General features: G+C 53.9%; 18 protein-coding genes. 11 read left to right on the forward strand and 7 right to left on the reverse strand.

Going from position 1 to position 21,961, the window contains the following annotated elements; all coding sequences use genetic code 11:
• Positions 1–253: 253 nt before the first annotated feature.
• The 4 genes from BN4_RS10705 (at position 254) to BN4_RS10730 (ending at position 3,434) form a co-directional block, all read left to right on the forward strand.
• Entirely contained in the window at positions 254–1,126 is an 873-nt protein-coding gene (locus BN4_RS10705) for a methylenetetrahydrofolate reductase (RefSeq protein WP_015415408.1), read from the forward strand.
• Between the two features lie 161 nt (positions 1,127–1,287).
• Complete coding sequence (locus tag BN4_RS10710) at positions 1,288–2,016, forward strand: metallophosphoesterase family protein (protein WP_015415409.1); 729 nt, start codon at positions 1,288–1,290, stop codon at positions 2,014–2,016.
• Between the two features lie 843 nt (positions 2,017–2,859).
• Positions 2,860–3,153, forward strand: coding sequence for a metal-sensitive transcriptional regulator (locus BN4_RS10725; RefSeq protein WP_015415410.1), 294 nt, complete (start codon positions 2,860–2,862; stop codon positions 3,151–3,153).
• A 56-nt stretch (positions 3,154–3,209) separates the two neighbouring features.
• Positions 3,210–3,434 carry an EF-hand domain-containing protein gene (locus tag BN4_RS10730; protein ID WP_051053255.1) on the forward strand — a complete coding sequence of 75 codons (225 nt, stop codon included), beginning with the start codon at positions 3,210–3,212 and terminating at the stop codon, positions 3,432–3,434.
• Positions 3,435–3,490: 56 nt separating this feature from the next.
• Here the strand turns inward: BN4_RS10730 and BN4_RS17215 are convergent, their stop codons facing one another.
• From BN4_RS17215 to BN4_RS17220, 5 genes are all read right to left on the reverse strand, one after another.
• Positions 3,491–6,037 (reverse strand): ATP-binding protein, encoded by a 2,547-nt coding sequence (locus tag BN4_RS17215; RefSeq protein ID WP_015415412.1) that lies wholly within the window; start codon positions 6,035–6,037, stop codon positions 3,491–3,493.
• 210 nt (positions 6,038–6,247) lie between these two features.
• Entirely contained in the window at positions 6,248–7,156 is a 909-nt protein-coding gene (gene era / locus BN4_RS10740; RefSeq protein ID WP_015415413.1) for a GTPase Era, read from the reverse strand.
• A gap of 71 nt (positions 7,157–7,227) precedes the next feature.
• Positions 7,228–7,626 carry a DnaJ family domain-containing protein gene (locus BN4_RS10745; protein WP_041720966.1) on the reverse strand — a complete coding sequence of 133 codons (399 nt, stop codon included), beginning with the start codon at positions 7,624–7,626 and terminating at the stop codon, positions 7,228–7,230.
• A 165-nt stretch (positions 7,627–7,791) separates the two neighbouring features.
• Positions 7,792–9,225 carry a sigma-54 dependent transcriptional regulator gene (locus BN4_RS10750; RefSeq protein WP_015415415.1) on the reverse strand — a complete coding sequence of 478 codons (1,434 nt, stop codon included), beginning with the start codon at positions 9,223–9,225 and terminating at the stop codon, positions 7,792–7,794.
• 363 nt (positions 9,226–9,588) lie between these two features.
• A complete protein-coding gene (locus tag BN4_RS17220) occupies positions 9,589–11,139 on the reverse strand; it encodes a methyl-accepting chemotaxis protein (RefSeq protein ID WP_015415416.1) in 1,551 nt (516 codons plus the stop codon).
• Between the two features lie 297 nt (positions 11,140–11,436).
• Here BN4_RS17220 and BN4_RS10765 point away from each other — a divergent pair, with 297 nt between their 5' ends.
• The 3 genes from BN4_RS10765 to BN4_RS10775 are packed head-to-tail and all read left to right on the forward strand — an operon-like array spanning position 11,437 to position 16,177.
• Entirely contained in the window at positions 11,437–12,372 is a 936-nt protein-coding gene (locus tag BN4_RS10765; protein WP_015415419.1) for a hypothetical protein, read from the forward strand.
• 48 nt (positions 12,373–12,420) lie between these two features.
• Positions 12,421–14,529: a glycosyltransferase gene (locus BN4_RS10770; protein WP_015415420.1), complete on the forward strand. Its 2,109-nt coding sequence runs from the start codon at positions 12,421–12,423 to the stop codon at positions 14,527–14,529.
• Entirely contained in the window at positions 14,510–16,177 is a 1,668-nt protein-coding gene (locus BN4_RS10775) for a glycosyltransferase family A protein (protein WP_015415421.1), read from the forward strand. The genes BN4_RS10770 and BN4_RS10775 overlap by 20 nt, the downstream gene beginning before the upstream one ends.
• A 66-nt stretch (positions 16,178–16,243) precedes the next feature.
• Here BN4_RS10775 and BN4_RS10780 read toward each other — a convergent pair whose 3' ends face one another.
• Together BN4_RS10780 and BN4_RS10785 are read right to left on the reverse strand one after the other, a co-directional pair.
• Positions 16,244–17,407 carry an ATP-grasp domain-containing protein gene (locus BN4_RS10780; protein WP_015415422.1) on the reverse strand — a complete coding sequence of 388 codons (1,164 nt, stop codon included), beginning with the start codon at positions 17,405–17,407 and terminating at the stop codon, positions 16,244–16,246.
• Positions 17,407–18,786 (reverse strand): sigma-54-dependent transcriptional regulator, encoded by a 1,380-nt coding sequence (locus BN4_RS10785; protein ID WP_015415423.1) that lies wholly within the window; start codon positions 18,784–18,786, stop codon positions 17,407–17,409. The genes BN4_RS10780 and BN4_RS10785 overlap by 1 nt, the downstream gene beginning before the upstream one ends.
• A gap of 103 nt (positions 18,787–18,889) precedes the next feature.
• Between BN4_RS10785 and BN4_RS10790 the strand changes: the two genes are divergently transcribed.
• The 4 genes from BN4_RS10790 to BN4_RS10800 are packed head-to-tail and all read left to right on the forward strand — an operon-like array spanning position 18,890 to position 21,915.
• Positions 18,890–19,609 carry a 5-formyltetrahydrofolate cyclo-ligase gene (locus BN4_RS10790; protein WP_015415424.1) on the forward strand — a complete coding sequence of 240 codons (720 nt, stop codon included), beginning with the start codon at positions 18,890–18,892 and terminating at the stop codon, positions 19,607–19,609.
• Positions 19,597–20,361 carry a polyphenol oxidase family protein gene (locus tag BN4_RS10795; protein ID WP_015415425.1) on the forward strand — a complete coding sequence of 255 codons (765 nt, stop codon included), beginning with the start codon at positions 19,597–19,599 and terminating at the stop codon, positions 20,359–20,361. The genes BN4_RS10790 and BN4_RS10795 overlap by 13 nt, the downstream gene beginning before the upstream one ends.
• 8 nt (positions 20,362–20,369) lie before the next feature.
• Entirely contained in the window at positions 20,370–20,546 is a 177-nt protein-coding gene (locus BN4_RS17935) for a hypothetical protein (protein WP_015415426.1), read from the forward strand.
• 7 nt (positions 20,547–20,553) lie between these two features.
• On the forward strand, positions 20,554–21,915 hold the full coding sequence (locus BN4_RS10800) for a B12-binding domain-containing radical SAM protein (protein ID WP_015415427.1): 1,362 nt from the start codon (positions 20,554–20,556) through the stop codon (positions 21,913–21,915).
• Positions 21,916–21,961 lie beyond the last annotated feature (46 nt).

A 21,961-nucleotide genomic window follows, 5' to 3' on the forward strand; every position in this document is an offset into this window, starting at 1 on the left:
TGCATGCCACTCCGGCTTGGGGTAATGTGACCATGCCAGTGTGCCTCCGTACTGTTCCGGTTCCCGGACAGAAGATATCCCAATCTCCACCTCATCTCATTATGGTTTAAAGACACCAACGTCTTTGCAAGGGTGTAATGAATCAAAGAGCCTGAGCATCTTATTTCATATTGACAACATTCCCCTTACGCAATATCACTACATCAAGATATTTTTATATAGTCAACCACACATGATCCCGAGGAGAGAGCCCATGCATATTCCTGACATGATACAAGAGTTGGAACGACCATTTATTTCAGTGGAATTATTACCACCGAGACAGGATAGAGAGCAGAACGCATTTTGGAATGCGGTTGAAACAATGAAAACGATGAACCCGCTTTTCACGGCAGTGACCTGTGGTGCCGGAGGGTCGGGATCAATGGGAACGCTCAAGACTTCATGCGAATTGGTGCAAGGACATGGGCTGACCGTCATGCCACATGTGACGTGTGTTCATTCACAATTAAGCGGCTTGAAACGCCACCTGGAGAACATTCAGATTGGTGGCATACGCAATGTCCTGGCAGTCCGTGGCGACTACCCGGCAGGCGTGGAATCCGCTCCAGAGGGGTTACGGTATGCATCGGATCTGGTGGAACGGATAGGTGAACTTGCGCCGGATGTGGCAGTCGGTGTGGCTGCATACCCTGACGGACACCCGGAATCCAAATCAATACTGGAAGATATCAGGTTTCTCAAACACAAGCTGGATGCCGGTGCTGCATTTGGTGTGACACAACTTTTTTTTGATAACCGCCGCTATTTTGATATGATCGACAGACTGGCCGCCATGGGGTGCAACAAACCGGTGATTCCTTCTATCCTGCCGGTTCGCAGCATGGGCCAAATCAAACGGGTCATGGAACTGTGTGACGCGCCGGTTCCGGGAAAATTCCTGCATGCAATCGAAGCAGCCCATGCCAAGGGTGGCGATGACGCGGTCAAGGAATACGGTATTGGCATGGCGGCGGACCAAATATCGAGCCTACTGGAAAACGGTGCCCCCGGAGTCCATCTTTATCCATTCAATCGAGCTGAAATGTGCGTTGAAGTCATGCAGAGAGCCGGACTGGCGGCATAGAGGAACAATGGGAGCCAGTAGTATGGAAAAAACATCCCCCTCTGGAAGGCTGGAAAAACTCAGAATCGAAATCGCCATATGGAGCAACAAAGGGAGAATTCTCTGGTCGGGCAGCGCGTCGCCCGGTTGCTCTCCCTGTGGCAAAAGGATACCCTGCGATCATGCCAAAACTCGCTGTCATGTCCGATCCCCATGCCAACCTGGAAGCCCTGTCACGGGTATTTGCCGATATCGATGCACACGGCGTCGATGATGTCTTTTGCCTGGGCGATCTGATTGGATATGGCCCGCAACCACAGGAGTGTTGTGATCTGGTCCGGAAAAGGAATGTGACGCTTATCCAAGGCAACCATGAACAGGGGCTGATCAATATCTACCACCTGAACGGTTTCAATCAACCGGCACGCGATGCCCTGCGCTGGACCCGCCAGGCCATCAGTGACGCAACCTACGAATGGCTTGTCTCCCACCCCAAAAGCCATGTGGCCTACGGATGCCGTTTTGTGCATGGCACCCCCCCGGATTCCGCCACACGGTATATATGGAAATACAAGGACACCATGGCAACTGTCTTTGCCGCCTATGCCGAGAAGATATGTTTTGTGGGTCACACACATGACCTGATGCGATTTACTTCGAAGAACGGCAAGGCTTCGAGTCCTCTTCTCCTTCCGGAAGGAGAGACCGTTCTGGAACCGGAAACCCGCCACCTGATCAATGTCGGGGCTGTCGGGCAACCTCGGGATGGAAACAACAACGCCAAATACGTGCTCTATGATACGGACAAACACGCCGTTACCGTGCGTTTTATCCCGTATGACATTAAAAAAACGGCAGACCTCATCCGATCCCATGGACTGCATCGCGCCTTTGCCGATCGACTCTGGTAATTATGAATTACTCCTTCTCTCCTGCCTGCCAAGAGTATCGACCTCCCAAATAAAACCGTCTTTTATCTGCCTTCCTTGACACCCATACCCATGGTGGGTATGTCTTTCCTCGTCGATACCCGTCATGGGTATCAATACCGCTGCATGAATAAGCAAAAAAAAGACGCATACTCTGAGTCCTTCGGACACTTTGGCAAAAATGTCCCAAACGAACATCTCAAGAATATCACATGGGTGCTGAGAGCATCCCGAATAAAGCGACAGGGCGACTCGCCAGGCTGAGGGGCTGATGGCGGGTCGCCATTGTCTGTTTGCAGAAGATCATCGCCACTCTGCGGAACAGACGATTGACTCGAGAAGAGGGCATATGTACCGCCATAAGTCGAAAATGACACCATTCCTTGACGAAAAAGGCGTAGCCCCATATCACCCTTTTTCTCGCGAACTTCATTTTTCCTCATAAGTCATCCGGGTCAGTTGCAGTTTATCGAGAGTGCCAGTAAGCTCCGCCGAACATTGCACGGTACATGATGCACGAATCGGGGCGCATCAACTGGGCAAGCCTGTTCGGACCGGACTGTTCGATGCGTGGAAATCGTCAGGGAAGAGCTGAAAGGCGAGGGGAAGCGGGGCGTTTATTAAGACCGGAGAAGGTGAGGGGAAGTGTTCCGCAGACTCCTGGGAGGCAGAGGATATTCCTATGTCTCATCCGGGGAAAGGGTCTGCATAGACGACTCATTTTGTGTTCACTGCCCGCTTTTTTGTGGGGAAAACAGACGACAGAGCATGCAATAGAACATCCTCTGCCAGCCACCCGAACCCATGCCATCCGAGGAGACGACCATGGACCAAGACAGCAATGAAGTGGAACAGGAACAGATAAAAAAAAATGTTCTGTCCCGAATGAAACGCATTGAAGGACAAGTACGTGGCATCCAACGCATGATTGAAAGCGGCAAGGAATGCGAGGATATTCTCGTCCAGGTCAGGGCTGTTCGATCCGCCCTGCAGTCAGCCAACAAGCTGATCCTCAAACGGTATATGCTCAAATGCCATGCCGAGGCCTCGGAAGGAAACAGCCAGGAAGAATCCCTGGAAAAATTCATACAATTGCTGACCGGCTTTATTGAAGGCTAAACATCAGCTCCCTATACAAATCCATGAAATATTTATTACTCACTTTGTTTCTCTTTATGCCCTTGCTCACAACGCCCTCCATGGCGGCCGAATCGAATACCAATTACAACGTTCGATTCGCTTCCCTGGATGTGAATAGTGATGGCTTCATGGCAAAAAGCGAATTCATCGTCGCGTTTTCCAATGGCGATATGGCTGTCTTTGCCACTGCCGACAGCAATAAAGACGGCTCTGTTTCCCGTGAGGAATGGGAACGATTCAAAACAGAAAACAAATCATAACTGTTTTGACAAACAAATCTTTCTGAAAGTTTCTCCTGTGTGGGCAGGCAAGACAATTATCTCGTGAGCGTCTCGCTCTTGCCCAGAAGACGGGCCAAAATCTGCTCCAGTTCCTGAATATCCACAGGTTTGGCCAAGTAGTCATCCATCCCTTCCCGAAGGAAGAGTTCCCTATCGCCACTCATGGCATGGGCCGTGAGCGCCACAATGGGAATATGCTGTTTCCGACCAAGGTGGCTCCCTTGACGGATACGGCGTGTCGCTTCGATCCCGTTCAGCTTCGGCATCTGAATATCCATGAGAATCAAATCGAAGTCATCTTCGGCCAGTTTGAGCAATGCCTGTTCGCCATCTGCAACCCATTGAACATGATGCCCAAGCCGCTCCAGAAACTTGCAAATGGCTATCCTGTTAGTTCGTTCATCCTCGGCGACCAGGATATGCCTGCCGTGCTCCAAAGGAGCATATGCTTCCACGGGATTGAGGATGCAAGCATTCGATTCCGACTCCATCATTTTGAAGGTGAGGACAAAATGGATGGATGTCCCCCGCCCTTTCTCGCTTTCCACACAGATATGTCCACCCATGAGCTCTGCCAAACGTTTGACAATATGCAAGCCCAGGCCGGTTCCCTGAAATTGTCGTGTAGACGCACCATCCACTTGGGTAAATGCTCCAAAGACCTTGTCTATCATGTCATCGGCGATACCAATGCCCGTATCGACCACTGAGAAGAGCACCCGGCACTCTCCCGAACATATTTCCGAGACAGGAGAGACCTCAACACGGACAAAGCCCTGACTCGTAAACTTGAGCGCATTGCCAACCAGGTTGAAAAGGATCTGACGCAGCCGGGCAGGATCACCCTCCACACATCCCGGAGCATCGGCAGCCTGTTCGAACTCGAAGGCCACCTTTTTTTCCTCTGCCACATACGCAAAGGTCTCCTGCACGGACTGAAGGACTTCACCGAGAAAAAAACGCTCGGAAACGAGTTCCATCTTTCCTGCTTCAACTTTGGAAAGATCAAGAATATCACTCAGAAGTTGGGTCAGATTCCGGCATGATGTCAGGGCTGTTTCCACATATTCCCGGTGCTCGGCATCAAGGTCTTCCATACCGAGCAGTTGCAGCATCCCCATGGCCCCGTTCAACGGAGTTCTCAGTTCGTGGCTCATATTGGCCAGAAATTCGCTTTTGGCCCGATTTGCTTCCTCTGCCCGCGTCTTGGCCTGATGCAGCTCGGCTTCTATCTTTTTTCTGCCTGTAATATCCTGGATGACACCAAGCCGTTTGAGAGGAACCCCATTGTCATCGTACTCCGAACAGTACCAACTGTACGCATAGCGATATTCGCCATTGTCAAAAGGCCTGAAGCGAATTTCCACGATCTGGTAAGGTGTTTCAGGACTCAGTGAATTCAATCCTTCGAGATACATATCAAGATCTTCCGGGTGAATCCTTTCGACAAAATCTTGAAATGGGGGAGTTTCGGCATCGCAGGGATACCCCAGCAGCATCCGCAACCCTTGGGACCAGTGCCCTATGCCAGTCTTCAAATCTCGTTCAAAGCTGCCGAAAGACGCGATTTCCTGCGCCCGATTGAGACGTTCCTCACTCCTTCTGAGCTGCTTCAGAGCCTCGACCTGGTCATCCCTGCTCGCCCGCAGCTTTCGTGTGAGTGTCGCCAGTGAACGGGAGCGCCATCCCACAAGCAGAAGAAAGGTCGAGAGAAAAACAAATGAGCCTACAGCAACGACCACCCCTCTCCCCCAAAAAGGAGGACTGGGCAACTGCCACCTTTCAAGGGCATTGATAAAATCGGGCGAAGTAACAATCCCTGTGAGCACAGCGCTCATGCGAGTAGCCAGCACGCTCTCGTCCTTGCGAAACAGAAACCCTCGCCGGATTGTCATCAGACTGGGACCAATGGCCTCTATTTTCCCATCCAATCCGAGATGGCGCATCTTTTCCACCACAACCATCTCCGGGGCAACCAGAGCTTCCACCTTGCCTGAGAGCAGATCGAAAAGGGCTTGGTCGAGATTGTCCGAAGGCACGAGAGGGACACCTTCCCAGTCAACTGTTGGTAGTCTGCTCACACATTCTTCAAGAACAGCGGTCGGACGACCATTCAAGTCCCCCAGTTCCCTGATATCACTGCTCTCCTGATGCACGAAGCAAAAGACACCTGTCGTGATGTAAGGTTCTGAAAAGAAAAATTCCGCCTGGCGTGACACACTCATACCAATACCCGGAACCACATCCGCGGTCCCGGACCGAACAGCTTCGAGCGCCGAGTCCCAGTCATCGACAAACACGATATCAAAATTCATGTCGAGTTTCCCGGCGACCCGAGAGAAGAGTTCAAAGGCCAGTCCTTCCGGGCTGCCCGCACGATCTGTCATGTAAAGAGGAGGATACTCTCTCAACAAGGCGACTGTAATATGATCCGACTCATGGGCCGATGCCTGAGAAACCAGAAAGAGAAGAAGAAACAGCCAGACAGCGACGCTCTTTTTCAGAGTCCCTCCATCTCCTGCAAAACCATACAAGACCGCATGCAAGATCGTCACACTCCCCCCCTCACCTTTTTTAGGCATAGAGGAGTATCTCCTGAGCCGGGAGGGAAATCAAGCCTGTTATAACACGGGCTCCCACACCATCAACGTACCACCCCAGACGCACCAAAACTCGGAGACCATGCAGACCATGGAAAACCATGGATCAGCAGAGTCTCCGAGTTTTGAAGCCCCTCTCCTTTTACGAAATATTCGATGTCGCTCCTTCTTCCAGGTCCGACACGAAAGGAATTATTCTCCAAGCCCCATGGCACGCAGAAATCCCGGATCTTCCGTCCAGCCCGCCCGGACCTTGACCCACAACTCCAGATGCACCTTGCAGCCGAGCAGTTCAGCGATTTCCAGCCGGGCTTCAGAGCCTATCTTCTTGAGATTCGCCCCCTGCTTGCCGATGATCATGCCCTTGTGATTTTTCTGGGCGGTATAGATGACCGCGTTGACCAGGGCCATCCCCGGCCGAGACTGTTCGTCCCACGCCTCTATCTCTACCGCAGTTGTATAGGGGAGTTCCTGTCGCAGGGAATAGAAAAGCTTTTCCCGAATAATCTCGGCAGCCATGAAGCGAACCGGGGCAGTGGAGACCTGATCCTCCGGAAACATCGGCGCACCTTCAGGGAGAAAATCGAGCACACGGGCCAGCAACTCCTGAGTACCTTGCCCACGCAGAGCGGACACAGGGATAAATTCGGCCTCGGGCCAGAGCTCCCCGAGCTTTGCCATGACCGGCAACATTGCGGGCTTGTCCTTGACCCGGTCAATCTTGTTCACCGCCACCAGCACGGGCCGACCGGACTCGGCCACAGGCTGGACCAGCGGCTTGATCTCTTTATCCAGCAAATGCGGCTTGGATGCATACAGCCCTGCGTCCACAAGCACGACGACAACATCCGACCCGGCCAGAGCATTCCAGGCAGATTCCAGCAGGAATCGATTCATCTTGCCACGCAGCTGATGAATTCCGGGAGTATCCAGAAAAACGATCTGTGCGTCTTCGTTGGTCAGAATGCCGCTGATGCGATTGCGGGTGGTCTGCGGCCGGGGTGACACAATAGCCACCTTCTGCCCCAGATATTGATTCATGAGCGTGCTTTTCCCCGCATTGGGCGGGCCGATGAGGGCCACTGTTCCAAACTTGTGCATACTGTTCCTTGCTGGTTGAGACTATCCCGGTCAATTCCGTTGCTGCCGACTACAGGGCTTTGCAAAAAAACTCAAACATCTTTCTTGAACCGGTCTTCGGCAATCCTGACCTTTTCCACAATCCGGCGATAATAGTCATCCGACGCTTCCAGGTTGACCGCCCGCCCGCGCCCTTCGTTCATCTTCATGATCATGACATGCAGCTTGTGCATCTGACGATATCGTTCGCCTTCGTCCTCCATGCCCGCCAGAAGATCGATCGTTCGATTGATCTCCTGCTCTTCGGCCAGGGCCGGAGGGACAAATCCGCCACTTTTGAGCATTCGATAAGCCAGACGCAATTCCGGGGGCAGGTGCTGCGCTTCATCCGGCTTCAGCGGTTTTCCCATGCCTTCGAGGTTGTCAAACCCGCCCTTTTCCATGTCCTGTCGGATACGTTCCTCGGCTACTATCTGGGATAAAAATGACATGAAAGTATTTTCCACAAGGGACATGGACTTGTCAAAGGATCACTCCATGAACACCTCGCTCCACCGGCAAGAAGACTCGAAAAAACGACCCTCTTTCTGCACGGCACAACGCCGAGCCACTCCTGAAAACAAGGAATGACTCTCTTGAATCCGGGTCGAAAACGACTAAACGTCCAGCCCTTGTTTTTTGTATTCATTCAGCTTGTTGCGTAGAGTACGCACAGAAATGCCCAATAATTCGGCTGCGCGGGTCCGGTTCCCCGTGGTCTCTTCCAAGGACTTGAGAATCAGCCTTTTCTCCATCTCATGAATAGGCATGACAGAAAGAGCTTCCGCAGCAGAAGCAGGCGGTGGTGCTTCGCTGACGGCGCGCTGATCCGCATCCACCCCGGCCAGATCATCCGGGAACCATTGATCATCCCCCATAAGAAAATGTCTGGGCTGAATCGGCCCTTCCCCGGCCAGAAGCACTGCACGCTCCATGAGATTCTGCAATTCACGCACATTGCCCGGCCACTCATACCCGGTCAGCCATTGCTTGGCATCCTCGGTAAAGGCCAGTTGACCCAGCCCATAGGTGGCTGAAAATTTGTTGGTAAAATACTCGGCCAGAAGCAGAACGTCATCGCCCCGTTCCCCAAGCGCGGGCAGTTTGAGCGGGATCACATTGAGCCGATAAAAGAGATCCTGGCGAAAGGAGTTGTCCCGAACCGACCCTTCGATATCACGGTTCGTGGTGGCCAGAACCCGGACATCCACCTTGACAGTCTCCACGCCGCCCACCCGGTCAAATTCCGATTCCTGCAACACACGCAAAAGCTTGGCCTGAAGCCCAAGGTCCATTTCGGTGATTTCGTCCAGCAGGATGGTGCCGCCATTGGCCAACTCGAATTTACCGAGCTTACGATTGATGGCCCCGGTGAACGCCCCCTTTTCGTGTCCGAACAGTTCGGATTCCAGCAAATGCTCAGGCAGGGCCGCACAGTTGATGGCAACAAACGCCTTGTCTGCCCGGTCAGAATTATGGTGCAGATAGCGGGCGAACATTTCCTTACCTGTCCCGGATTCGCCGGAAATAAGCACCGTGGCCTTGGATTTGGCCACACGTTTGGCTAGCGAGAGAACTCGAAGCACGGCCTCGTGCCGCCCGATGATCTGAAACTTTCCGGCCATGCCGGAAGCGTTCGCAGCCTGAGAGGCAGGCTTGGGCCTGGATTCAGGCTCCGGCTCAGGTTCCGGGTCCGGCTCTTTCGGAGGCAGTACCAACTTGATCTTCTCCCATGCGAGTGGTTCCAGCCAAAAATCACGGGCTCCAAGCTCCAGAAACCGGGTCGCTTCCTCGGCACTTCCCGTGGCGGAAAAGACCACGACCGGCGGGAAACCTTCAGTTGTGCCTGCATGCTCCAACAAAACAGCGGCATCAAACCCCTGCAACGAGGGGCGGCAAAAAACGAGACACGGTTTGGATTTTCGGATAAATCCAAGCGCACCAGTAATATTATCGGCTAACCCTGCCTGAAGGCCCGCCTCCTGAAGAGTGGGAAATATGGCTGTGACGGACTGGGGTTCCGCAATGAAGAGTACTGTTCGAGCCGACATGATTCCTTCTATTACCGATAAGTTGCCTTGTTTACAAGTCGATCCCTGATTCGCCTCACATTTTATCTGCCAGGCTCCACAGGCAAGGCCTCTTGGCACACAATCCACTTCCTCTCTTTTCCTCGTGAATCATTCGAGCTTCATGGGTAACCGGTCTCAAAAGAGGTTTGCCGCAATGGATAAAAAAAGCCCAAAGGGCCGTGCTCCGAACCCTCCCAACTTCCATGACAGAGGGCTGGGATTTCAGCCCTGACGGACGGGGGACGCTTTCTGACAGGCGAGCCCCAATGGACCGGAGAGAAACGCCTGCCTGACAGACAAGAGCCGTGCCGCCTTCACCAGATAACGACACGGCCTTGTCCATTACTCCTCGATGGCAGGTGGGGAGGAGTGAACCACCTTGACCACCGAGGGTGGAGACACCGCACGGTTTGCACTGTGTCGGGTCTTGAAAAACTGCATTTCACGCTGCAACTCATCGGCCTGTTCCACCAAATGGGCGGCTGTTCCGGACAAACGCTCGGCCACGGAGACATTCTGCTGGATGGTTTTGTCGAGGCGCTCAATAGCCCCACCCACCTGATCGGCCCCTTCGCTCTGCTCTCTGCTTGACGCGTTGATCTCTTCAATCATTTCAGCCGTTCGCTCAATCTCGGGAACCAGCCGCTGCAACAATTCCTCGGCTTCATCGGAAATACGAACCGTATTGCCGGAAAGTTCACTGATTTCCCCGGCGGCCCGGCCACTGCGTTCTGCCAGCTTGCGAACTTCGGCCGCCACCACGGCAAACCCCTTGCCATGCTCCCCGGCCCTGGCTGCCTCAATCGCCGCGTTCAATGCCAACAGATTGGTCTGCCGCGCGATTTCCTCGATGACTGTTATCTTGTCGGCAATCGTCTTGATAGCACTCAGCGCCGTACTGACGGATGTCCCGCTCTGTTTGGCACTCTCCGCTGCGTTGAGAGCAATACTTCGAGTCTGTTCTGAATTCTTTGAAGTGTTTGAAATAGTGGTTCGAATTGTCCCCATAAGTGAAGAAATATGCTCTATGGCCTCCCCCTGCTCACTGGTGCCACGAGCAAGAAGAGATGCGACATCCGAAAGCTCGGAACTCCCGGAAGCAACGTTGTCCGCAGCCCTTTTGGAAGTTCCCACGACCTCGCTCAAGCTTTCGCTCATGCCGGCCAGTTCCCTGGCAACCAGCCCTATCTCGTTTTGAGCGTGGTCGGTTCCGCTTCGCCTCATCCTGTCCAGATCACCCAACCCCATCTCTTGCACGGAAGCCTGAATCCTGCGCACCGCCAAAACAATATTTTTGTAAAACATCAGGCAGATGATAAATGAAATAAGACCCATCAAAAGAATACCACCGATCTGTGTGCCCAATAACAACCGAACCCGACTCTCGGACTCCGCCTGCATCATGCCGACACCCTTGTCCATATTTGAAAGTACATTCAGGCTTTGCTTGATGAAATCCGGCCGTAATGTCCCATTGGCAAGAATCTCTTCTATCTGGGATCGATAGCCTCCCCAAAGCCCACGAACCTGTACCAATTGTTCCCTCACGGACTTGGAAGCCCGGGGAATACCCCTTGTCTCGCCCTCGGGATCAATGGATATGGGAGCCGGGCCGGAATCGATCAATGCGTTGAGTGTCATTTCAAAAAGACGGGCAGTCTTGTTCACCTGCGCGGCAGTGGAAGTCGCATCTCGCCCTGCCCGTATTTCCTGAAGATAGAAAAGTGCTTCCTTGGCCATTTTCTGGCTCAGCATACGCTGACGCCCGGCCAAATTAATCACCAGCCCATCACTTTTTTGTGCAGAGGTGATCACTGCCGTGGCACTGAACATGCCAAAGCCGATGAGTAGCAACAAGCCAACGGATATATTCAAACTCATTCTCAAAGTCATAACGGACCCCTGTCTCTTCAACCGTGCATGAAAATCGTCCCTGATCGGATTTTCTCATACTATGACTATGGATAACATCGACCAACAGTTCTATTATAAACCCTCTTCGATACCACGTACTCCCTGATAAAAAGAGGCGCAGGCGTCCGGAGAATCGACCTCATATTATCACACTCCCCCAATGACATGAAAATGAAAATACGCTAGGCTTTGTGCAATACCATGTGACAGACTCTCACAAAATGGGGATCGAAACATCTCTGAATCCCCGTGCTTACGACAAAATTGTGGTGGACAATGAAAAGGTTTCTCCCGTCTGCATTACTTATTCTCATCCTGCTTGTATTGTCTTCCCCTGCCTTCTCGGGTCCCATGATCCTGACGTACCGTTCCCCGGAAAGCTCCCTGGACCATCGCTACGATTATGATAACGCGGCCTTGAAACTCGCTCTGGAAAAAACGAAAAAAAAATGGGGTGACTATCGCCTGGTGCCAAGTCCGAAAATGAATTTTTCCAGAGCCATTTCCATGCTCAAGGCAGAAGAACTCATCAATCCGATGTTCAAGCATTCAGCCAGCAACGCTTTATGCGGAGATCTCGGATATGCTCCCTTTCCTGTTGATTTGGGCATAGTGAGTTACCGCGTGTTCTTTGTTTCCAAGCTTGTCGACCGGAAACTTCACACAGTCACTTCCCTTGAGAACCTCCGAGGTTTCTCCATCGGACAGGGCTACGGCTGGCTCGACGTAGGCATCCTCTCCAACGCAGGATTCAACGTCATCGTCATCCCCTCCTATGAGAGCCTTTTCACGATGGTTGCAAGAGGACGCTTCGACCTGCTCTCCCGTGGGGTCAACGAGGTCAAAGGAGAGTTCGAGGCCCATCAGTTTCTACCGAACTTCGTCCTGCACCGACATGTAGGATTATATTACCCCCTGCCTCGATTTTTCTTCACCAATAAGACCAGTAACAAGGCTGCACAACGGGTCTACGAAGGTCTGGTCGCGGCATACGAGGACGGCTCCCTCATGGAGTTGTGGGAAAGGAAATATCGACCCAGTCTGGATTTTACCAGTTTTCGGGAAATAACGTTTTTTCATATCGAAAACCCCTACCTCAATCTGATAGACTCCGGGTACAAACGATTTTTTATCCATGATCAACAGGAGGCCTCCCCTGCCTCGCCACAACCCGGTGCTCCCTTCAATCCGGACCCCGCCACCTTGCCCTGACCTTTCCCTTCTGATAGGTCTCGTGTGCTTCACACAAACGAGAAAATCATGATCAGAACATCCATACCAGTCTTTTGCTATCACAACGTCAGCGACATTGACGGGCATACTCCCGAACGCTTTTGCGAGCATCTCGACGCCATTCAGGACGCAGGCTACCGCACTCTCTCCAGCCGGGATCTCATGGCAGTGGTCCGTGGCGAAAAAAAGGCACCGCCCAAATCCGTGGTCCTCACATTCGATGACGGGCACCTGTCCAACTGGCTGAATGTGCTGCCGGAACTGCTCAAACGGGACATGACCGGCACGTTCTTTCTGCTCACGGATTTTACCCGCCCCGGCTCCGTCAGGACACTCGCTGATGCCCCACCCATGACGACCATGCCGGAAGCGCTCAAGGCTGCCCTCCAGAAAGAGGACTATGCCCAGTTCATCAACGAATCAGAAGCCAAGGCCATGGTGGACAAGGGAATGGAGATTTTCTCCCATGGCTGCCGTCATCAGGGAATTTTCCGAACCCTGCGCCCGACCGCACTCATGGGGGAAAAACATGCCCGCTGGCCAGCGTGGTCCATTTATCCCGGTTACAATCCCCAATGGCCGACTTTCGACGATGCCAGCGCCTACGTATACGATGGATTCACGCCACAGCTCAATTGCACAGACTCTCCCCGTTTTGTACGGCGGAGTCCTGCGGAACGGCTCGCATTCTGCCGCAAGGATTTTGCCCGCAGCATTGAACGGATGAGAGAACTGAACGGGCTGGAGGAACAACTTTTCTGCTGGCCCTGGGGACACTTCTGTGACGATGCCGAAGCTGAACTGAAAAAGGCCGGATACGCCGGAGCCTTTACCTTGGAACGATGGGTCAATGCCAAAGGAACGGATCCGTTCCGGCTCAATCGCATCGGCGTAGGGAGACCCAAAACCGGGAAATGGATTCAAGCCCGGCTCCGCATGTATGGCTCGGACCCCGCAGCCCGATTTTTTTTCAAACTGCACACCAAGCGACCCGAAGTGCAGAATGTGCTCTATGCCACGGATTCGACCCGCCTTTCGGGTGGCAGCCGACAAATGATCAACAACATTGAGATCATGACTTCCATGGGGATCACCACCCATGCCCTGCTTCATCCGCAGTCGCCGCTTATCCCGGCCCTGGATGGGCTGGATGTCAACATCATTCCCTACGACAATTTCAGCAGCTACCTCTCTGCCGGACGATTCATGAAAAAGACCATCCGGGAGAATTCCATTGATGTGGTCCATACTTTCCACAACCGGGCATACAAAATGGGCGTCATCGCCAAGCTCATGGGAGCGAAATTCAAGCTTTTCATCAATCGAGGAGTCATCTCCCGCCCCAATGACATCTTCTTTCTCTGGACCGCTCTTTCCAACGGGGTCATCTGCAATTCCGTCCAGTGCGCCAAAATTCTGAAAAAACATCGGGTTATGAAACGCCGCCTCAATGTGGTTTACAATGCTTACTGCGGACCGGATTTCGGCGAACGCAAGCCACAAAAGAAACGGGGGACACGCTTCATTTACGTTGGTAATGTCGCGGAAATAAAAGGCTATGATATCTTTGCCAAGGCCGCGTCCCGACTCTGTGAGACATCTGACTGCCGCAATCTGGAATTCGTCGCCGTCGGAATCACCGCACAAGGACAGAAACGATTCGCTCCGCTGTATACCCCCGCCCTCAAAGAACGCCTGACCATCCATGAAGAACTGTCACATATGGACACTCTGGAGGAAATGCGCTTTGCCGATGTCATCTGCGTCACCTCCAGGCTGGAGAGCTTTCCCAATACCCTGATCGAGGGATTCGATCTCGGTCTGCCCGGCATCTGCACTGCGGTAGGAGGCATTCCCGAAATAATCCGCGACGGAGTCAACGGCTTCCTGTGCGCCAGTGAAGACGTGGAATGCCTTGCCCAAAAAATGCGCCTGCTGGCAGACGATCCCATAACGCGCTATACTATGGGCAAGAGAGGGCGTGCTGTGGTCCGCACTCTCCTCACCCCGGAGGAGAAGGGGCACAACCTGATGCGCGTCTACATGGGAGAACAACGCAGCGAACCGCTTGCTGTGGACACTCTCGCCGACACAGACCAGCCGGATGAAAAACCGTATGCAGAATGCAAAGACTAAATCCCTAACCCATTTCTGGGGAACCCTGCCTGAAGAACTCAAGGCCAAATTGCGTCTGGGTTTTACCGGCAAACGGCATCTGCTGGATATCGTGGGCTGGAGCCTCCGGTCCGGCATTCCGTCACTCGGTCCCCTGATCTCCGATGCCCTGCAAACCGCATTTTCCGAAAATCCCCTCGATGGCGAAATGGCCACGGAACTGCTGGCCCATGAAGCTCTCCGCGCGCGACTGCCCAAGACCACGGCTGATGCCATGAATTCCGTGGCCAGTCATTGGCGAAAACCTGAAAATACAAGCTATTTCGAGCGGCTGCTGATGAAGCGCGATATGGCCAAACTCAAAAATTTTATCGAACAAAAAAAAGAGAGAGAGCCGGAGAACCTCTTCTGGAGGGAACAGGCGGTCACCTTCGGCCTTATTGACAATGACCGGGAATGGGTGCGTTTCATGCTCGAAAATATCCCGGCAGAACTGACACCTATCCTGGATCATGTTGCACTACGGATGAACCTCCTGCCTGAAGCCCCCGTGGCATCAATCCCCTCGACGTGGAAAACTCATGATATATTTGGCCCAAACTCTTCGGCAGTGACATGGGGACTGCACCTGCTGCAATCGGGTGAGCCAACCGTGGCCCAGCCTCTTCTGACCGGGAGCCTGAACCGGACCCCGTGGAATACGACCCTGATCCTTCGCCTTCATGACCTGATCACGAAACGGGACACGCAGAAAATGCCCCTCGACGGGAGCACAGCCATCCTGCTTTATTCATGGAATAAGGCAGGGGAACTTGACGCCACCCTGGCTTCGCTCTTTGCATCGGACCTACCGATGGTCTCGATCTTTGCCCTGAATAACGGATCGACTGATGACACGGCTGAAATCCTTGAAGCATGGCGACCGCGTTTCACCACCAAACTTGGGCCAAAACGGTTCGAGATACTTTCCCTGCCGGTCAATATCGGAGCGCCCGCTGCCCGCAACTGGCTCATGCACCACCCGCCCGTCACTGCCCACGACTTCACCTGCTACCTTGATGATGATGTTGCACTGCCATCCGATTGGCTCGCCCGCCTCGGCTCGGCCGTCCACTTGTACCCCGAGGCCGGAGTCTGGGGATGCAAGGTCACGGACTACGCCAACATGGCTCTTGTGCAAAGTGCGGACTCCCACCTCCTGGGAGATCAGGACGCCCCGCCTCTTGATTTATCCCGCACCGCACCCAATCCCTTCCGACTCTCCGACCTGCATATCCAGACACTGGATGCCGGGCTACTGGATATCATGCGTCCCTGTGCATCGGTCACAGGATGCTGCCACCTGTTTCGGACTGCGGTCCTGCTGGAATCCGGTGATTTCGCACTCCAGCTCTCTCCGTCTCAGTATGATGACATGGAACATGACCTGCGGCTCTGCAAGACCGGTCAATTCCCGGTTTATCAGGGACACCTCTCCATCCGTCATAAGAAAAGGACAGGAGTGGCATCCCGAACTTCAGCCAAAGAAGAAGGGAACGCGCTGGGCAACAAGTACAAGATGCAGACCATGCATTCCCGCGAAGAACTCACGCAGGCCATGCTGCACGAGCATCGCCTGCTTGATGATGATCTGATGATGAAGATGGCGAGACTGGACCAGACAGACTGACCTCCGGTGAACAACGGCTGATCCGCCGGAAGTAACCAACGGCAAAAAACCGCCTGCTCTGATCATCTAAGCCGTGGTGATGAATCGGCTGAAATCATCACCAAGCTCGCCCTTGAGGCGCTCCAGCCCAGCCATACTCATGCGGGCAAAGGCAAAAGCGAACACAGGGTACTGCGTGTAGTCGATTGTGCGTAATTCGAGCACTTCTTCAAAGAGTGTGCTCAATCCATGGTAATCGATCTTCGTAATCGCCCTGCGATCCATATGACCGGGAACTTCGGCGATGACCATGACACAGGCTTTTTCCGGCTGCTTCTTGAGCAGGGACGGCCAATCCGGTCGCATCTTCTTGAAATAACATTCATAGGGGTCCACGCCCCAGGCATGGCAGGTAATGTCCGCCACACACCACCCGGCAAAACGGAGCGGGTTGGCTTCTATGGGCAGGATATGACCCAGTTCATCCACCCGAACCTCCAGATGCATGGGGAAGTTGCGAAATTCACAAGCCTGACCAACCCGTGCGACATACTCGGTAAAAGGTTCAAGCCAAGTCTCGATGATCTCTGCCGAGGTATAATACAAGGTGTCCGAAATATCGTCCTCGGACAGAAAATGGTGATGCAGAATATTGGTAATCACAGGATCACCATGCTCGTCATAATAGACGTCAATGGCATATTCCTTCCCCTCGATTCCCGCCTCCACAATATACTCGTCAGCGTTGACAACTTCCTCCGGGTACTCTGCATTCATGGCTGACCGCTCATCCTCGATAGCCCGGACCACCTCAGGCCACAGGGCGTGATCCCTGACCACATGGACTCCGAGGCTGAAAAATCCACGAGCCGGTTTGACCACAAAGGGTGTTTGCATCCCGGAAACATCCAGTTCGGCCAAATCCTCGGAAGCGGCCCGCATGAAACGATATTCCGGGTGCAATCCGGCCACGGTTTCCCGAAACAGGGCCTTGTCCTTGCAAACCGTTATCTGCCTGACAAGATCATCATGACAGCCGCAGGAAAAGATATGGGCAAGGGCATTCTCTGAATTGGCGAGGACCCTTTCTCCCGCTGCCAGTCGGCAAGAGAAATCACCACCACTGATGAATTGAATATCCGCCCCGTCCGTCAAACGGCGCGCTCCGGGGGTATCCAACACGGACACGCCCATCCGCTCGACGCTTCGCTTCAGAAATTCAGACACATAGGGAGCATCAAGGAGAAACATCAGAGAGCCTTCCCTGCCAGCTCATATTTTTTGAGCTTGTACTGAAGATTCGATTTTGAAAGCCCGAGCATCTCGGCCGCCTTGACCTGCACAAATTCGCACTGAACCAAAGCGCGTTTGACCAGTGCGCCCTCGATCTTGTCCATGGTTTCAGCCAGATTCAGCTTGCTGGGCAACAGGTCCACGGCAGATTTGAATTGTGCTTCCTCGTCCTTGATTTCCGGCGGCAAATCATCAGAATCCACTGTATCGGTGCGGGCCAGAACCGTACAGCGCTCCACTACGTTTTCCAACTGCCGGACATTACCGGGCCACTCGTAGGCTGTCAGATAATCCATGGCCGCAGCCGAAAATCCTCCGATCTCCACCTGGTTTTCCTTGGTGTACTTGTCCAGAAAATGTGCTGCAAGCAGGGGGATATCTTCACGGCGTTCCCGCAATGGCGGCATGAAAATGGAGACCACGTTCAACCGGTAGAAAAGGTCTTCCCGAAACTCTCCCTTGGACACGGCTTCCTGCAAATTCTTGTTAGTGGCGGCCACGATACGGATATCCACATCCATGGTTTCCGTCCCGCCGACACGCTCTATCTGATGTTCCTGCAACACGCGTAGCAATTTGACCTGCAACTCCGGGGTCAATTCCCCGATCTCGTCAAGAAAGAGCGTCCCTTTGTTGGCCTGTTCAAAGCGCCCCTTGCGCATGGCCGTGGCTCCGGTAAACGACCCTTTTTCATGGCCGAACAATTCTGATTCGAGCACCCCGGGATTCAAGGCCATGCAATTGACCGTGACAAATGCTTCGTCACAACGGGGAGAAGCATTATGAAGCGCTCGGGCAATAAGTTCCTTTCCTGTGCCGGATTCTCCGAGAATGAGCACTGTCGAGCGACTCGGGGCAGCCCGATCCACCATATCCAGCACCTGCTGCATACCTTTGCCGCGCGCGATGATATTACCCTTGGAGTAGCGATCCCTGATCTCCCTCTTGAGCCGGATATTCTCCTGCTGGGTCGCAGCGTACTGCTCGGCCTTGGAAACGGAAAGGACCAGTTCTTCATTGGCGAACGGCTTGGTGATGTAATCAAAGGCTCCGATGCGCATGGCCTCCACTGCGGCTTCGATGGATCCGAAAGCAGTCATGATGAGCACCGGAATATGCGGGTAGTTCTTTTTGCAATGCGCCAGGACATCCTGCCCGGTCAGGCCCGGCATTTTCATATCGGTGAGCACCAGATCCACCTCGGATTCCTCCAGGTAGGCCAGCCCCATTTCGGGATCGGACAACGTTGTTACGTTGTACCCTTCATCCTCCAGAATGGATTCCAGAATGAGCAGATAGTTTTTCTCGTCATCGAGAACCAGTATATTCGCGGGCATGCTTTCCAGCCTTGGTTGTCATTTCACGGGCACGAAGGGTGCCCGACCGTCAGGCAGGATAGAACAAGACGGCCTGAAAACCAAGTCTGGATATCGTGGGACAGTGTTCCGCCGAGACTTCAAAGCCTCTCGGGATGGAAGCCCAACGATTCTTTCCCTGATAACCGGAAACGAACCAGCCGGAGAACCGCCCACGCGGTTACGCTGGATTGTCCTGCAGCGCCGTGCTATGCTCATCAGCATGGTTGATGTCGATAAAAAAGAACTCCGCAAGAAGCTCCTGACCAAAAGAAGCTCTCTGCCGCAGAAAACGATCCTTGACGCAAGCAACGCGGCCATGGAACTGCTTCGGCAGATTCCCGAGTGGAAAACAGCCAGGGAAATTCTGGTCTACTGGCCTATCCGGGGAGAGCTTGACGTGCGGCCTCTTATCACGGAACTCTGGCAGCGTCAGGTTTCTGTGCTGATGCCGCGCTGTCGCCCTGATGCGTACGGAGAAATGGACCTGGCCTGTGCTTCCTGTGAAGACGACCTGACCCCCGGTCCCTTTTCGATCATGGAACCCGATGCCCACAAATGCCCGTCTGTGCAGGAATGCAGCCCTGATCTGGCCATTATCCCCGGAGTCTGTTTTGATCGGCGCGGCTATCGACTCGGTTTCGGCGGCGGCTATTACGATCGTCTGCTGGCCACACCCGACATGCAGCTCGCGCTTAAAATCGGCGTCGGCTATACCTTTCAACTTATTGAAGAATTGCCAATCCAACCCTGGGACATGCCTGTAGACATTGTCTGTACCGAAGAGGAATTATGGCGTCCATAGCTTTTTTCCCCTTTGAATTCCTGGGCATTCCTTCGGTCCAGTGCGCCTTCACCTCCCGTCGGGGCGGGGTTTCGGAACCACCGCACGATTCAGCCAACCTGTCCTTCGAGGTCGGTGACGATGACCATGCCGTCCGCCAAAACAGGCGGATGCTTTTCAAGCGTTTCGAGCTGACCGCCTGGTGCGAATGCAGACAGGTCCATGGTGACACCCTGCATGTGGAGCCCTCTCCCATCGCCCCGGAAGACATGGCAACCCTGGAAGGTGATGGTCTTGCCACTGCTTTGCCCGGCACGGGACTGGTCATCAAGACCGCAGACTGTCAGCCTATCCTGATGGCACATCGTTCAGGCCGGTATGTGGCCGGTCTTCACGTCGGATGGCGGGGCAACAAACTCAATTTTCCCAAAACAGGAGTACGGCGATTCTGTGAGACATACGGGCTTGACCCGAAGGATATCTTTGCCGTCCGTGGCCCCAGCCTCAGCCCAGCGTCTGCGGAATTCATCAATTTCGAGACTGACTTCGGCCCTGCATTCGCTCCTTACTTTGACCCCGACTCCAAACACATGGACCTCTGGCGACTGACCCGGGACCAGCTCATGGACGCCGGATTGCCCAGTGAACACATCCATTCCATGGACCTCTGCACCATGGGGCGGGATGACACCTTCTTCTCACACCGCAAAGCCTGTGCCTCCCCAGCCGGGACAACAGGCCGCCAAGCGGGATTCATCTGGATCAAACCGTAATCGGACATATGGGCATACTCTTCAAACTGATCATCATTCTCGGTCTCGTCTTCTTCATCACCGGAATGTTCACCAAGTCCAAAGCCGAACGGATCGAACGGCGCAACAGGACCACGAACATACTGCTGGTGGCCATTGTCGTGCTGCTCGCCATTTCCATAGGCCTCAATCTCCTGCATCGGTAGACTCGGCATGCGCCGCCTTTCCCATCCACATATCTGTTGGACCGACAATGACGGTCCCCGCATCCTCGGTATCAACCCATGGATAACCGACTTTGCGGCCTTCAATGTCTGGTCGCGCCCGGTGGGGCTGCTGGCCTGTCTGGATATGCTCCGAAATGCCGGGGCATCGGTTGCGCTCCTGGACTGCATGGACCGCACATGGGAAGATGTGGCATGGCCGACACCCGGTCAATATGCCACTGGCCGATATCCCAAGGAAACCCTACCGCTGCCGCCAGCCATGGCTTCCATGGAAAGACGATATTCCCGTTACGGCCTGCCGCATGATCATGTCCGGCAGGCTTTGGCCGCCCTTGACCCACCGCCGGAAGCGATCCTGGTGACGTCCATCATGACTTATTGGTATCCCGGCTCACTGCATATGCTGGACCTGGCTGCCGAATTGTGGCCCGATGTTCCCCGCCTCCTTGGCGGCACTTATGCCACTTTGTGCGCAGATCATGCCCGAATCCATGCCGATGCCGACCTGATCATGCAGGGAAGCATGGAAAAACGGACAAACTGGGACACCCTGTGGAACCTGTTGCACCGCCCCGCCCCACCTCTCCCGGACAATGCGGGATTGGGACTGGCCCTGGACCTATACAATGAGCCGAACTACGCACCTATCCTCGGTTCCCGAGGCTGCCCCTTCACCTGCGACTACTGCGCAAGTCATGCCTTGTACCCGAAATTCACCCAGGGAGAACCGGACCGGATTTTCGCTTCCATCGCATCGGAATACGAACGAGGCGTACGGGACTTCGCTTTTTATGATGATGCCCTGCTGGTCAACCCGGATCAATGGCTCTGGCCGCTTCTGACCCGTATAACCGAAGCAGGACTGGACCTGCGACTGCATACACCCAACGCCATGCATGTCCGCAGCCTGACCCGTGATGTCTGCCATCGCCTCAAGCAAGCGGGATTGCACACAGTACGACTGGGGCTGGAAACCACGGATTTCGAGAACCGTCATGATGTGAAGCTGACCGAACAGGAGTGGAAGGACGGCGCGAACACGCTGCTGGAAGCCGGATTCGATCTGGACGACATCGGCGTCTACATTCTCTTCGGGCTGCCGAATCAGAATCCTGCCAATGTGGAAGACGCCATCAGGCACGTCCAGGCCTTTGGCTTTCGCCCTCATCTGGCACACTACACACCCATTCCCGGCAGTCCCATGTTTCATGAAGCGGTCGCGGCAAGCCCCTACCCTCTGGAGCAGGAACCGCTCTTCCAGAACAACTCCATCTGGCCCTGCGTGCCCGGCGGATTCAACTGGGAAGATGCCCGCCGCTGGAAATCACTCCTGCACGGAACAGGATAGACACCAACTCAGCCTGCTTCCCTGAAAAAGGAGAAAAACCGCGCAA

Source organism: Pseudodesulfovibrio piezophilus C1TLV30, assembly GCF_000341895.1.
Taxonomy (GTDB): Bacteria; Desulfobacterota; Desulfovibrionia; order Desulfovibrionales; family Desulfovibrionaceae; genus Pseudodesulfovibrio; species Pseudodesulfovibrio piezophilus.